The 13,792-nt window shown below is 60.8% G+C and carries 12 protein-coding genes; 10 read left to right on the top strand and 2 right to left on the bottom strand.

The window, feature by feature from the left end; all coding sequences use genetic code 11:
• The first annotated feature begins 16 nt into the window (after window positions 1–16).
• The 10 genes from HNR46_RS06975 (at window position 17) to HNR46_RS06930 (ending at window position 12,211) form a co-directional block, all read left to right on the top strand.
• A complete protein-coding gene (locus HNR46_RS06975; RefSeq protein WP_184017172.1) occupies window positions 17–781 on the top strand; it encodes a hypothetical protein in 765 nt (254 codons plus the stop codon).
• Window positions 781–2,328, top strand: a complete 1,548-nt coding sequence (locus tag HNR46_RS06970) for a sensor histidine kinase (protein ID WP_246417978.1) — start codon at window positions 781–783, stop codon at window positions 2,326–2,328. Before HNR46_RS06975 ends, HNR46_RS06970 begins: the two co-directional genes overlap by 1 nt.
• On the top strand, window positions 2,325–3,002 hold the full coding sequence (locus HNR46_RS06965) for a response regulator transcription factor (protein ID WP_184017168.1): 678 nt from the start codon (window positions 2,325–2,327) through the stop codon (window positions 3,000–3,002). The genes HNR46_RS06970 and HNR46_RS06965 overlap by 4 nt, the downstream gene beginning before the upstream one ends.
• Before the next feature lie 181 nt (window positions 3,003–3,183).
• Window positions 3,184–4,770 (top strand): family 43 glycosylhydrolase, encoded by a 1,587-nt coding sequence (locus tag HNR46_RS06960; protein ID WP_184017166.1) that lies wholly within the window; start codon window positions 3,184–3,186, stop codon window positions 4,768–4,770.
• Window positions 4,767–7,247: a beta-L-arabinofuranosidase domain-containing protein gene (locus HNR46_RS06955; RefSeq protein ID WP_184017164.1), complete on the top strand. Its 2,481-nt coding sequence runs from the start codon at window positions 4,767–4,769 to the stop codon at window positions 7,245–7,247. The genes HNR46_RS06960 and HNR46_RS06955 overlap by 4 nt, the downstream gene beginning before the upstream one ends.
• A 90-nt stretch (window positions 7,248–7,337) precedes the next feature.
• The gene (gene queF, locus HNR46_RS06950) at window positions 7,338–7,697 is read left to right on the top strand and encodes a preQ(1) synthase (protein WP_221285057.1); all 360 of its coding nucleotides are present in this window, start codon (window positions 7,338–7,340) and stop codon (window positions 7,695–7,697) included.
• A complete protein-coding gene (gene queC / locus HNR46_RS06945) occupies window positions 7,694–8,380 on the top strand; it encodes a 7-cyano-7-deazaguanine synthase QueC (RefSeq protein ID WP_184017160.1) in 687 nt (228 codons plus the stop codon). Before queF ends, queC begins: the two co-directional genes overlap by 4 nt.
• Window positions 8,381–8,468: 88 nt before the next feature.
• Entirely contained in the window at window positions 8,469–9,308 is an 840-nt protein-coding gene (locus HNR46_RS06940; RefSeq protein WP_246417964.1) for a MotA/TolQ/ExbB proton channel family protein, read from the top strand.
• On the top strand, window positions 9,308–9,724 hold the full coding sequence (locus tag HNR46_RS06935) for an ExbD/TolR family protein (protein ID WP_184017156.1): 417 nt from the start codon (window positions 9,308–9,310) through the stop codon (window positions 9,722–9,724). Before HNR46_RS06940 ends, HNR46_RS06935 begins: the two co-directional genes overlap by 1 nt.
• A 102-nt stretch (window positions 9,725–9,826) precedes the next feature.
• A complete protein-coding gene (locus HNR46_RS06930) occupies window positions 9,827–12,211 on the top strand; it encodes a tetratricopeptide repeat protein (protein WP_184017154.1) in 2,385 nt (794 codons plus the stop codon).
• Here the strand turns inward: HNR46_RS06930 and HNR46_RS06925 are convergent.
• Entirely contained in the window at window positions 12,202–12,918 is a 717-nt protein-coding gene (locus HNR46_RS06925) for a biotin--[acetyl-CoA-carboxylase] ligase (RefSeq protein WP_184017152.1), read from the bottom strand. The genes HNR46_RS06930 and HNR46_RS06925 overlap by 10 nt on opposite strands.
• A complete protein-coding gene (gene nadC, locus HNR46_RS06920) occupies window positions 12,915–13,772 on the bottom strand; it encodes a carboxylating nicotinate-nucleotide diphosphorylase (RefSeq protein ID WP_425491680.1) in 858 nt (285 codons plus the stop codon). The genes HNR46_RS06925 and nadC overlap by 4 nt, the downstream gene beginning before the upstream one ends.
• Between the last annotated feature and the right edge of the window lie 20 nt (window positions 13,773–13,792).

The following is a 13,792-nucleotide window of genomic DNA, read 5'->3' as shown; positions in this document are numbered from 1 at the left end:
CTATCGTGGCTGGGTGATGAAATCCTTCGCTCCCATCCTCTGCCTGCTCGCCGCCAGCTTCCTCCATGCTCAAACGGAAGCTGACCCCTTCAAAACCCAAACCGACGCACCTGCCGAACCGCGGTGGGAAGGACCTCAACAGGTCTCTTGTTGCTTTGAGGTGTTCAAACTCGATCAGAAATCAGCAGCCGAGCAACTCGCCCAGCGAACCCCAGATATCGAGTTCTACGAATCCTTGGTGAAACAGGCCACCGGCGGAACCCTTCAAAGGGAAGTCCTGATGATTGTTCGGGCCCGTTCAGGGGAAAAAGCGACGGCCAAGTCCGCCAGCGACTTCATCTTCCCCACCGAATACGACGCGATCGTCAATCGCCCCCCGCAAGACCCTTCAGCCTCGGCGGACAGTCCCGAAGCCACCTCTCTCAGCCTCGCTCTCCCCTCTGGTTCCGAGAACCCGATTCTGAAACCCTGCGCCTTTGAAACCCGGGAATTGGGGCTCACCGCCGAAATTTCCCCCAACCTCGGAATGAATGGTGAGATCATTGACCTTTCCGTCAACTTGGAGCGGGTTCTCCATCATGGAAATCAAGCCTATGGCAACGGGCTGGCTCGCGTCGAAATGCCGATCTTCGATCGCCAGGAAATCCGCACAGCGCTGACCTGCCGGGTCAATCGACCCCTCCTCATCGGCAGCTTCAACCCCTCTTCCCATACCCCAAATCCAGACTCGCCGAGTGAAGTCTGGTTGGTATTCATGACGGCCACACTTTCCCGGCCGTGATGCGTCCCGCATGGTTCACCCTACTCCCCATGTTTGCCTTGGCGTTGCTCACCGCCATCGCCGCCGAGCGCCTGGCCCGGCGCACTGAGGAGAACCGCACGCCCATCGATCGCGACCAACTGCTGGCCCTCGACGATGTTCTGCGTCAGGAGTTCGCACGGCTCGACTCCCTCTTCCGTGGTTACCTCCAACGGGATGCTCAGGACCTCCTTTACCGGGGACACCTGAGCGACCCCGGCGCGGGAGTCCGTCGGATTCAACTGTTTCGGAAAAAGGGCCCCGAACGCATCTACGATCCTCGACCTCAGGAAGTCGGCCCGCCGGAAATCACTCTCGTCGACGCCCGTTCTCCCTTCAATCCTGACCACGCTGTTGTCCTTGAAAGAGACTGGCTCGATCGGCCAATACCAGAGCAAGGCGTGTGGCTTTCCACTCCCAGCTCCGACTACAAAATCCACCTTTCTCGCCCTGAATCCGGAGTCCTTTGCGCCGCTCTGATTCACCTTCCTGAAGTGCAAGAACGACTCGCATCCCACCTTCAAAACTGGCTCCGCGAACCCGCTGGGCCCCTCAAGCAAACTGGAGCATCGTTCCGCATCGAAGCTCCCCACGGAGATTCCGTCTACTCGATCGGACCTTCTCACGAAGGCCCTGCAGCCGCCATTTTACCGATCCATACCTTTTCCGGAACTTGGCAAATCCGCGGCTGGGACCGGGTGACTCAGAACCACGATCACGATCCAGCCACCCTGGCGACCGGGTGGGGGTTCTCCCTCATCCTCGCCGCCTGCGGTCTCCTGCTCCACCGTCAACAACGCCGCGCCCTCCAACTTGCTTCGGAGCGAGTCTCCTTCGTCAACCGCGTCTCGCACGAACTCGGATCCCCCCTCACCAATCTCTCCCTCAATCTCGATCTCGCTGACGACGCAATCGACCAAGACCGAACCGCGGCCCATCAACGCCTCAGCTTGGTCCGCGAGGAGATCGCGCGACTCTCACGGCTCGTCGCCAACGTTCTCACTTTTTCCCGCCGCGAACGAAACGCGCTCCAACTCTCCCCCGTTCGATGCCTGCCCGACGAGATCCTTATGCGCGTAGCCGATACTTTCGCCCCTGCCCTCGAACGACGAGGAATCCAGCTGGAACGATCCCTTGCCTCCGGAGTTGCCGTGATTCTCGATCCCGATGCCCTCGAGCAAATCGCGGGCAATCTGCTTTCGAACGTCGAAAAATACGCCGCCTCGGGGCACCGAGCGACGCTCATTTCGGCATGGCAAAATGGAGTCTTTTCCCTGACCGTTTCCGACCTCGGCCCTGGCATCCCGCCCGCCGACCAAGAACGCATCTTTCGGCCTTTCGAACGGGTTCACTCCAGCACTCACGAAGGCTCCAGCGGCACGGGTCTCGGCTTGGCGATCGGCCGTGAGCTTGCCCGCCGCCATGGCGGCGACCTCCATCTCCGGAAATCGCATCGTGGAGCCCGATTCGAACTCCAAATCCCCGCTCCCGCGGCGGAACCCCTTCACCGTCGATTCCAAGTGGCATGACCATCCTCATCGCTGAAGACGACCCCATCACCCTCGAAGCCCTCGCGACCTGCATCGAACGCGAAGGCTTTGCTACCCTCCGCGCCCCGGACGGACGCGCCGCCCTCGAAATGTGGCGCCTTCACCAGCCAGATCTCCTGTGTCTCGACATCATGATGCCGGGTCTCGATGGCTATTCCCTCTGCCGCCGAGTCCGCGAAAGTGATCGTGAGGTGCCCATCCTATTTCTTTCCGCCAAAAACCAGGAAATCGACATCGTCGCTGGCCTCGATCTCGGCGCCGATGATTTCATCCGCAAGCCCTTCACCCGCCATGAAGTCCTTGCCCGCATTCGCGCTGCACTCCGACGCAGAATCGGCACCGCCCCGGGCTCATTTTCCGTCGGTCCCCTGGTGATTCACCCCTCCCGCCAATGCGCCCTGCGTGGAGGAACTTCGATTGAGCTGACTCCCAGAGAAATCTCCATCCTTCGCCTGCTTCACCAACATCGCGGGGAAGCCGTCAGCCGAGATGCCTTCTTCGATACCTGCTGGGGTTCGGACTATTTCCCCGACTCCCGCACTCTGGATCAGCACATCTGCGTGCTTCGGCGGAAGATCGAAGCCAATCCCTCCGACCCCGACCTCATCCTGACGGTCCGCAGCATCGGCTATCGGCTCGGAATGAGTGCCTGACACCCGGCAGGTGGCCGCCATCCCGCCTCCTGATCCCTTTGGGATCCGCTTGGGGTCGGGCCCCGTCATTCTTATCTCGAAAATCTCCTCGCGCCCCCAATCACTCTTTCACGCCCAATCAAAAACTGACGCGGATCGTTTGTAAGCCAGCGCCGGAGTAGGAAGTATTCCTGCCACCAAGATGCTCAACCCACGAATCGCACTTCTGACCCTCGTCGGCACCCTTGCCGTCCACGCCGCTCCCACCATTACCAACCCGATTGGAGAAGGGGCCGATCCTTGGTTAACCCGAGAGGGAGACCAGTACGTTTGGTGCCAGTCCGAAGGCAATCGTGGCGTCTCCTTGTGGTTGGCCGATCATCCCGGGTCCCTCGGCACCCGCCACGTCGTCTGGATGGCCCCTGAGTCCGGCCCCTTTTCAAAGGAAGTTTGGGCCCCTGAAGCCCATTTCATCGACGGACATTGGTACATCTACTTCGCCGCCGACGATGGCAACAACGCCAACCACCTTGCTTATGCCCTCGCCTCCAAAGGCAAAGACCCTTTGGGACCGTACGAGCTGCACGGACCGTTTGCCACTGGAGAGGGTCCTGACGGCAAGTCGCCCAACATCTGGGCCATCGACATGACCGTTCTTGAACTCGACGGAAAACAGTTCGCCATCTGGTCGGGCTGGGATGCCCCCGGCACCGACCGTCAGTATCTCTACATCGCCCCCATGAAGTCCCCGGTCGAACTCTCGGGGCCTCGGGTCTTGCTGTGCGACAACGCCGACTACCTCTGGGAACGCACCGAGGAAACTGCCACCTCCCGGGGACTCAACGAAGGGCCCCAGATCCTCCAACACGATGGCCGCACCTTCGTCGTCTACTCCTGCGGTGCCTCGTGGGATACGACCTACAAACTCGGAATGCTCGAACTCACGGGAGAAGATCCGCTCGATCCGGCAGCTTGGACGAAATTTCCCGAACCGGTGTTCCGCAGCACGGAAGACACCTTTGGCGTCGGCCATGGCTCGTTCGTAACCAGTCCCGATGGCTCCGAGTGGTGGCACGTTTATCATGCCAAACGCTCACGCAATCCCGGTTGGCAGCGGGCGATCTTCGCCCAGCCATTCACCTTTACCCCCGAGGGATTGCCTGATTTCGGGCAACCGGTCGTGGCAGGTTCATCGCTCCCCTTGCCCAGCGGTGCCACCTCATCCGCGATCTCTCTACCCTTCCGCAGCAACCTGCGGGAAAAGGATGCTCTTGAGGCCTTTGCCTACTATGGCCACCAACAGTTCATCACCCAGGAAAAGGACGGTGTCCACCTCGGCGTGATTCCCGCAGCACCCGTCAATGACTACCGATGCGGCGAGAAGCTGGTGCTGCGCGGTGGCGATCTCTCCGATTTCAAAGCTTCCGTCGACATCGCTTGGGTTCACGGTGAGCGCGATGCCGGCCTGCTTTTCCGGATTACCGAACCCACCGTCGGATTCGACGCCCAAAAAGGTTACTTTGCCGGCATTCTTCCTGGGCAAAACCGCGTCATCCTCGGCAAGACCGATGGCAAAAATTGGACCGAACTTGCCGCTTCCGATCTGCCCAAAAAACTGAGCGGAAAAGCCACACTCGGCGTCACCGCCCAAGGCAATCAACTCACAGTTTCCGTCGACGGAAAAACTCTCATCGACTTCAAGGATGACTCCTGGAGTCACGGCAGCGTCGGCCTTCGCGTCGTCGATACCCACGCCAGCTTCCACAACTTCTCGCTTTCCAAGCCATGATTCGCCTCTCCTCCCTTCTGTTTCTTCTCGTACCTCCCGCAATGGGCCAGCAAGCTCCAGTCGCCAACCGTGAACCGTTGGCGCCAACCCCCATGGCCGCGCTGCCCCTCGGCAGTATCGAACCTCAGGGCTGGCTGCGGACCCAAATGGAACTTCAGCGCAGTGGCCTCTCAGGACACGCCGAAGAGTTGCTACCCGCCGTGTCACCCGATTCTGCCTGGCGTGGGGGCAAGGGCGAGGACTGGGAAAAAGGCCCCTACTATGTGAAGGGGCTCATCCCCTTGGCCTGGGGACTCAACGACGAAACCCTCAAAAATGAAGCCATGGCTTGGATCGAACCCATCCTCGCCAGCCAGCGCGAAGATGGATTCTACGGCCCGGCGAGCAACGACGACTGGTGGCCCCGAATGGTCGTCAATCACCTGCTACGCGACTATCAGGAAGCCAGCGGAGACGAACGCGTCATCCCATTCCTCACCCGCTATTTCCTCCACATGGGACGGGAACTCCCCGGGCGCCCCCTCAGGGACTGGGGGAAATCCCGTGCCGGCGATGACATCGAAACGCTTTTCTGGCTCTACAACCGCACCGGCAACCAGGAACTCCTTCCCGTGGCCAAGCTTCTGTCCGAACAGGCCTATCCCTGGACGGAAATCTTCACCGACAACACCTTCCTCACCTACGAAGAATTTCAGCCACGCCACGGCGTGAACATCCCGCAGGCGATCAAAACTCCTGCACTGATTTCGTTGATGTCCCATCGCGAGGAAGACCGCGCCGCCTACGCCAAAGGTCAGGCCAACCTGATGCGAGATCATGGCCTCTCCGTCGGGATCAATTCGGGCACCGAGTTCCTCGCTGGCCGTAGCACAGTCGAAGGCATTGAACTGTGTTCCGTCGTCGAACGCATGCTGAGCGACGCGACCGTCGCCCGCATCCTCGGCGACCCTTCCGTTAGTGATCACCTTGAGCGCATGGCTTTCAACGCCTTGCCCGGCTCCCTATCGCCCGACATCCACCAACACGTTTACTACTGCGTTCCCAATAACGTCGTCGCCGCTCTCGGGCCGAAAGGCTATGATCAGGATCACCACAACGCCACCAATCCGTCGCCGATCTCCGGATTCCCCTGCTGTTGCTACAACTTCCACATGGGCTGGCCGAAACTGGCTCAAAATGCCTGGGCTGCCACGGCAGACGGCGGCCTCGCGCCCTTGGTCTACGTCCCCACGACGGTGAACACGGTACTTCCCGATGGCACACCGGTCCGCATCGAAGAGAACACCACCTATCCTTTCGGAGACACCATCACCTTCACCTTCCATCTCGAAAAGCCCATGCGCTTTCCTCTTGCGCTGCGGCAACCCGGCTGGTGCGAGGCCCCGACCCTGTCAATCAACGGCGAAAGCATCCCTTTTACCGATCGCATCACCGATCATGAATGGAAGGAAGGAGATACCGTCGAGCTGAAGCTTCCCCGCAAAGTCCGCGCGGAGGAAGGCATCAAGCACACCCTCGCCTTCCTCTACGGCCCCCTCCTGCTTTCCTTGAAAGTCGACGAAGACTGGGAATCCATGGGCCAACCTCCACTGGCCTCATTCGACGCCTACAACATCAAGTCCACCTCACCCTGGAACTATGCTCTTGAGGTGGATCCCTCCTCGCCCGAGTCCTCGATTGCCGTCGATGTCGCACCGCTCGAAGGCAATCCCTTCGATCCTGCACACACTCCCATCCACGCCCGTGTCCGCGGCAAACTCCTCCCTGAGTGGGATCTTGCCTGGCATGGCCGCCTCGCCAATGACCCGCCCACCAGCCCAGTGACCAGCGCTGGCCAGGACAAGGAGCTCACCCTCGTCCCCTTCGGCAGCCAAATGTTGCGGGTGACGAGCTTTCCGACCGTCGGCCAAAAGCCTGAATCCGCCCGCGAATTCGCCGACGATTTCGCGGACGGCAACTTCGACGGATGGCTGACCTATGGAGGCAGTTGGTATGTCCTCGACGGCCGTCTTCAGCCCGCTACCAACGCCCATTCAGGCTCCTTCGGCTCCTTCGGGGTCAAAGCCGTGGCGGTCGATACCGACTTTCGCGACTTCAGCTACGAGGCGGTGGTCTCCATTGGCGATGCCGGTGATTCGGGCCTGATTTTCCGTGTCAGCGAGCCCGCCATGGGGCCCGATGCCTACCAAGGCTACTACGCAGGAATCCGCGCCACCGACGATCGAATTGTCCTCGGCAAAGCCGGCGGCTCCTGGACCGAGTTGGCCAGCCATTCGCAACCCATCGATGCCGACCACGATTACCGCCTCAAAGTCGAAGCCGTCGGACCGAAAATCCACGTGTTCCTCGACAACCAGCTCGTGATCGAAGCCGAGGACGGCACGTTCCAACATGGCATGATCGGAGTGCGCAACTACAGCGCTCAAACCGACCGACTGCTGGCCCAATTCACCGACATCAAGGCGCAGGCTCGATAAGACCCGCCATCGACAGCGCGCCGCCGGGGCCCTAGCCTCCGCGGCGTGACTGCCAACGATCTCACGCTCCTCGGCCATTCCGAGAATCGACTGCCCAGTTCGCCGGATGAGGCGAAACTGGAAACCTTCCCCAATTGCCGGCCCGGCCGGCGGTTTTGGATCCACCTCGATTGCCCCGAGTTCTCCTCCCTCTGCCCGGTCACAGGCCAGCCCGACACCGCGCACATCGTCATCCGCTACGTCCCCGGGGAACGTTGCGTGGAGACGAAATCGCTCAAATTCTACCTCGCCTCCTTCCGCAATACCCCCTCATTCAATGAGGTCATCGTCAATCGCATCCTCGATGACCTCGTCGCGGCTCTCGACCCCACCGAGCTCCACGTCAGCGGAAAATTCGGTGCCCGCGGCGGCATCCAGCTCACCTGTGAGGCCAGCCACCCGGCAGCATGAAAGCGATCGTTCTCCTGAGCGGCGGCATGGACTCCGTGACCGCCTTCCACCACGCCCTCAACGAACATGAGGTCGTCGCCGCCCTCTCCTTCGACTACGGTTCCAAGCACAACGCCCGCGAGATCCCTTTCGCCCAGCTCCACGCAAACAACGCCGGTGTGCGCCACGAAACCATCGAGCTCGGCTTCATGGACCGGCATTTTCAGTCCGACCTCCTCCATAGTGGCGGGGAAATCCCCGATGGGCACTACGCAGAGGCGAACATGAAGCGCACCGTCGTCCCCTTTCGCAACGGGATCATGCTCGCGATTGCCTGTGGGTTCGCTGAAAGCGTCGAAGCGCAAGGACTTGTCATTGCCGCTCATTCTGGCGATCACGCCATCTACCCCGATTGCCGCGAGCCATTCATGGCAGGCATGGCCACTGCCATGCGCGAAGGAACCTACGCCCGCATCGAACTCCTGCGACCCTTCATCGATCTCGATAAAACCGCCATCGCCCGCCGTGGAGCCGAGCTCGGAATCGATTTCTCCACCACCTGGTCCTGCTACAAAGGCGGCGATATCCATTGCGGCACCTGCGGCACCTGCGTCGAGCGACGCGAAGCTTTCCTGCTCGCCGGGGTGCCGGATCCGACCCGCTATCTTGTCACTCCACCCCTACCCAGCGCCCCGGAAAGCTGAAAAGACGAGACCTTGCGTCCGTATCGCTCCTCCGGCGCGGCTCTTGCGTTGCCAGCTAGGGCCATTAAGCTTTTGCCCACCCCTTCTTATGATGCGGTCCGCCATTCTCTCCCTTTCCTCCATCGCCCTGTTGCTTCCTGCCTCCGCGGCCGACGCCGAGGCCCCTGCCGAAGCCGCCAGCTTCGACTTCATGCAGCTCATCGATCGAGGAGGTCTCATGATGTATCCCCTCGCCCTCCTTTCTGTGGCGGCCATGGTGCTCATCCTCCTCTATCTCCTCACCATCCGCCGCAACGCCGTCGTCAGTGATCGATTCATGAACACCGCCGAGGCCCTCATTCGCAAACGCGACTTCCAAGGGCTCATCGGCTATTGCCACCGCCAAGGTCAGTGCATGGCCCGCATCACCCAGAAAAGCCTCGAATTCATGACCCGCAATGAGAATGTCTCGTTCTCTGAGGTTCGGGAAATCGCTGAATCCGAAGGGTCCCGTCAGGCAGGTTTGCTGGGATCGCGCATCACCTATCTTGCCGATATCGGCTCGATCGCGCCCATGGTCGGCCTGCTCGGCACCGTCCTCGGCATGATCAAAAGCTTCCTCCACATCTCCCAAGGGAACTTTGAAGGAGTGAAACAAATGCAGCTCGCCTCCGGAGTTTCGGAAGCCCTCGTCACCACGGCGGCCGGACTCAGCATCGGCATTCCTGCGCTCGTCTTCTACTCGATCTTCCGCGGCCGGGTTCAGCGCTATGTCTCTGAGCTCGAAGCAGCCACCACTCACTTGATGGCGATGCTGCACGCTCAAACTCACCTCCAACAGCCCGAGCGCCGTCAACCGGAACCCGCGCCGCGCCGCAGCGACGAATACGCCATGCCCCTCCCCTCCTCTCCGCTGGCCGGAGACCGGCCCGACCTTCACGGCATCTGATGAAATTCCAGAACCGAGAGCCGCAGCCCGCGGGCATGCAGTTGGCACCGATGATCGACATCGTGTTCCTTCTGCTCATTTTCTTCATCGTTACCTGGCAGTTCTCCCGGGAAGAAATGGACCTGAAGATCGCCGTCCCAACCTCGGAAGAGGGGGCCGATCCCCAACGCGTCCTCGGTGAAATCATCCTCAATGTCCGCACCGACGGCACCGTTTCGGTCTGGGGGCAGACGAAAACCCACGCCCAACTCGCCGAAACCCTCTCACAGATTTCCGCTCAGCACGAAAACCAACCCGTACGCATCCGTGGCGACGCCGGCACCCCCTTCCAAGAAATCGTCAAGGTGATGGACGTCTGCCAGCGCTCGGGCATTTGGAACATTTCCTTTGCCACTCAGAAGCCAGTTGAGGAATGATGCCCGGGCGGGAGTTCCCGTGGCAAATCGCTCTTTCCGTGGCGCTATGTCCCTAAGGGCGTGGCTTGCCAATTGCTCCCCCTTCCCTTTCATTCGACCGCCATGCGCCGCCTTCTCGCCCTCGCCCTGCTCGCTCCCTTCCCGGGGCTGGCTCAGGATGCCCCGCGCGCCGTCCCCGTCGACCCATCGCTGGTTCAGGACCCCGCACAGGATTGGTTCCAGCACGGCCGCAATGTCTACGAATCGGCCAAGCGCGCCAGCGGCCAGACTCAACTCGATCTTTACTCCCGCGCCGCGGAGATCTTTTCCCAATACCTCACCAACTTCCCCGGCCACGAAAATGCCGAAGCCGCTTGGTGGTACCTTGGCCAGTCCTGCTACAGCACCGGCCGCATCGATGAAGCCAAACGCGCCTTCCACACGCTCCTCAATCGCTTCGGGAAAGGTCGCTACGCCGCCGCCGCCGCCTACACCCTGGCTGCCGATCATTTCAACAATCGCCAATACGGCCTCGCTGCCACCTTGTTCGAAAAACAGGCCGCCATCGCCACCCAACCTTCCGATCGGCTCCGCGGTCACTACTACGCCGCCAAAAGCTACGAACTTCTGGGCCAGTCCAGGCCCGCCTTGCAGCACTTCAAAACCGTGCTCAACGACGCCGACCCGTCGAACGTCTATCGCACCAAGGCCGCACTCGACTATGGCCGCCTGATCGCAGCCGGGGGCGACCATGCCGAGGCCCTCCAACTGTTCGAACAAGTCGTCAATTCCAAGACCGAATCGGCCGAAACCCGCGGCAAAGCCGCCCTGGCCGCCGGTGCGACTGCCGCCAAACTCGGTCGCTTCGACGATTCGGAACGCTACTTCCAGCTCATCCTTCGCACACCCGGGATGGAAGCCGAGCGGGTCGAGGCCCAAATCGCCATGATGGCCGCCCAGTTCGAGCAAAAGAACTACCGTGAGGTCATCAAAATCTTCCAGAGCAGCACCCTCACCGGCGAAGGCGAAGTCGAATCCCGCCGCCTGATGCTCGCCGCCCGGGCTTTCATGATGCTCGATCGCAACGCCGATGCCATGCCGCTCTTCCGCCAGGTCGAGCGCTTGGAACCCCCAACATCGGATCGCGCTTTCGACGCCGCCTACTACCGCTTGCTCTGCTTCTACCGAATCGAAGGCCGCCACGTCCTTGATCAGGTGGATGCCTTCCTTCAGCTCTACGGAGAGAAATTCTCCAAAGATCCGAAACTGCAAACCGCTCGGCTCATGAAGGCCGAGACCTTGTTTGCCGAAGGCAAAGTCGAGGACGCCGCCAATGCCTACCGCGAAATCGAAAGCAGTCTTCTCTCCGAGAAAAATCGCGTCGGCCTCGAATACCAACGCGGACGCTGCCTATTTGAAGCCAACGACTACGCCGCGGCCATCCGCTCACTCTCCAGCTTCATCCAGGCAAATCCTAGCGATTCACGGACCGCCACCGCCCTCGCAACCCGCGGCCGCGCCTACCTCGAAACCGGAGAAAACGCCAAGGCCCTCGCGGACTTCAACGCGGTCATCGCCGCCTCCGAGGACCGCAGCCTCCTCACTCTCGCCTATCTCGACGCCGCCGAAATCTGCAAACGCGACGGCAATCTCAAACAGATGGTCGACTACTTTCAGCGCTTCCTCGAAGCCGAGTTGACGACCGACCCCGATGCCATCGCCAAAGCCTGCTATTGGACCGGATGGGGTCTCGTCAAAACCAGCGCCGGCGCCAAGGCCATCGACTATCTCACCCGCGCCCGAGAAGTCGCTCCCAAACGCTACAACAAGCACGCCGGACTGCTCCTCTGCCTCGTCTACCTCTCCGAGAAAAACCGCGAGAAGCTTATCCCTGAAGTCGGACTTGCCATCGAAGGCGGCTATGCCATCGACCTCCCCGAGCCCCTCATCCGATGGGCCGCTGATCAGGCATTCAGCAGCGAGGATTTCCTCAATGCCGCCCGATTCTACGACCTCATTGCCGATGGCGAAAACCCCGAACTCGCGCCCAAAGAAGTCTGGCGCTTCCTCGGGAAAGCGCGACTTCGCTCCGGAGATGCGGCTGGTGCGCTCACCGCCATCGACCATGCCTTGCAGACCGAGGAAGACCCTGCTTGGAAGGCCGATGGACTCGCAGATCGAGCCTCCGCCCTTCTCAAACTCGGAAAGTCAAAAGAGGCAACTCAAGCCGTCGAAGAAGGGCTCGCCCTCCGCCCGGAAGGTCGCACCGGAGCCCAACTCAATCTCGTTCGCGGAGACATCTTCCTCGCAGAAAACCAAGCTCAGGAAGCCGTCCGTGCCTACATCCTTCCCGTAGAGCTCATGGACGATAGCGATCAGGTCGTCAAACCCCTCGCCTACCACAAGCTCATCCTCGCACTCAAGGCCGCCGGCAACACCGCCGATGCCACCCAGTATGCGACCGAGCTCAAACGGAAATACCCAAATTGGTCACCTCCTCAGGACTGATCGATCACCCGGACCTCATCCGCCTGCAGCAGCGTCAAGAGACCCTCCTCGGTTTTTAGGACCAGTTCGCCACCCGCTCCGATCTCCTCAACCACTCCCTCCCGAGGTCCCGATGGGGTTTTCAATGCCACCCTCTTTCCGCTGAGATAACAACGCTGTCTCAAAGCTCGGATCAGCTCAGGAAACCCCGCTCCGATCTCCGCGGTCCGCGCCTTCAAGGCGACCAGAATAGCGAGCAGCACCACCTCCGGATCCATCTCCAAGCCCGTCGCCAACTTCAAAGAACTCGCCTCAATTCCCTCAGGAAACTGCGTGGCGTTCACGTTCAGGCCGATCCCAACCACCGCGACTTCCCCCGCAGCCTCGACTAAAATCCCACAGGCCTTTCGCCCGCCCAACATCACGTCATTGGGCCACTTCACCTCCGCCTCGACACCCAGTCGACTCAAGGCCTCTGCGACTGCCAAGCCGGTCGCCAAAGCCAATCTCGGCCAAAGCGCTTTCGGTTCGGGGGGCCTCAACGCCACCGAAAACGTCAAACCCGCCCCCGGCTCACTCAGCCACGGTGCCCCTCGTCGACCTCGCCCTGCGGTTTGCCTCTCCGCCACCAACACCGCTCCATGGGCGGGCTGGCGACGCTTCCAAGCTTCACTCGTCGAATCGATCTCTACGATTCGCTCAATCTGCCAATCTCCCAAACCGTTCATGAAGTTTCCAAGGGCACAAAATCCAGCCCCAGATCCAGCGCCTTCACCGAATGGGTGATGGCGCCTACAGAGATGTAATCGACCCCCGACTCCGCAAGTCCCGCCACGGTTTCAAAACTCACTCCACCGCTGGCTTCCAACCGGGGAAACGCGCGCTCACCGCGCATCTCCACCGCCTTCTTCAGCTCAGCCGCCGTCATGTTGTCGAGGAGGATGTGATCCACGCCCTCCATCCCTAGAAAGGCCTCCACCTGCTCCAGAGAATCCGCCTCCAATTCCACTTCCATGCCCGGCTTTTCCGCCTTCACTCGCCGAATCGCTGCCTGCAACGAATCCAAATCATGTTCGGCCACCAGGTGATTGTCCTTCACCATCACCCGATCATACAGCCCCATCCGATGGTTCGTTCCTCCGCCCGAAGCCACCGCTGCTTTTTCCAACTGCCGCCACCCTGGAGTGGTCTTGCGGGTATCAAGAATTCGCGCCCGCTGCCCTTCCACTGCCTTCACATATTTCGCCGTGGCAGAGGCCACTCCCGAAAGCCGTTGCAGGAAATTCAATGCGGTCCGCTCCGCCGTCAGCACCGAACGGGCCGATCCCTCGATCGCCAAGACGTGGGCACCACGCGTCACGCGAGCTCCGTCACCCAACATCGGACGCACATCGATCGCATCATCCACCCGCCGGAAAACCTCCGCCGCTACCGGCACCCCGGCCAGAACCCCTTCCTCTCGGGCCACGATGAAGGCCCGTACCTTCCGCTCCTCCGGCACAAAATACGCGGACGTCACATCGCCCTCGCCGATATCTTCCGCCAGGGCCGCATCGATCAACCGCAACACATCATCGTTCACGCCCATCAACCTAACGACTC

Origin of the sequence: Haloferula luteola (genome assembly GCF_014201715.1) — a bacterium.
Lineage (GTDB): Bacteria > Verrucomicrobiota > Verrucomicrobiia > Verrucomicrobiales > Akkermansiaceae > Haloferula > Haloferula luteola.
The sequence above is the reverse complement of the archived record's forward strand: the minus strand, read 5'-3'. Positions and strand labels throughout refer to the sequence as shown.

What these genes read in the sequence shown, in the direction of transcription:
- HNR46_RS06940 (WP_246417964.1), top strand. Translation starts at nt 8,469, where the DNA reads ATGATGCGGTCCGCCATTCTCTCCCTTTCCTCCATCGCCCTGTTGCTT.
- HNR46_RS06965 (WP_184017168.1), top strand. Translation starts at nt 2,325, where the DNA reads ATGACCATCCTCATCGCTGAAGACGACCCCATCACCCTCGAAGCCCTC.
- HNR46_RS06925 (WP_184017152.1), bottom strand. Translation starts at nt 12,918, where the DNA reads ATGAACGGTTTGGGAGATTGGCAGATTGAGCGAATCGTAGAGATCGAT.
- HNR46_RS06970 (WP_246417978.1), top strand. Translation starts at nt 781, where the DNA reads ATGCGTCCCGCATGGTTCACCCTACTCCCCATGTTTGCCTTGGCGTTG.
- HNR46_RS06935 (WP_184017156.1), top strand. Translation starts at nt 9,308, where the DNA reads ATGAAATTCCAGAACCGAGAGCCGCAGCCCGCGGGCATGCAGTTGGCA.
- HNR46_RS06975 (WP_184017172.1), top strand. Translation starts at nt 17, where the DNA reads ATGAAATCCTTCGCTCCCATCCTCTGCCTGCTCGCCGCCAGCTTCCTC.
- queC (WP_184017160.1), top strand. Translation starts at nt 7,694, where the DNA reads ATGAAAGCGATCGTTCTCCTGAGCGGCGGCATGGACTCCGTGACCGCC.
- HNR46_RS06930 (WP_184017154.1), top strand. Translation starts at nt 9,827, where the DNA reads ATGCGCCGCCTTCTCGCCCTCGCCCTGCTCGCTCCCTTCCCGGGGCTG.
- HNR46_RS06955 (WP_184017164.1), top strand. Translation starts at nt 4,767, where the DNA reads ATGATTCGCCTCTCCTCCCTTCTGTTTCTTCTCGTACCTCCCGCAATG.
- HNR46_RS06960 (WP_184017166.1), top strand. Translation starts at nt 3,184, where the DNA reads ATGCTCAACCCACGAATCGCACTTCTGACCCTCGTCGGCACCCTTGCC.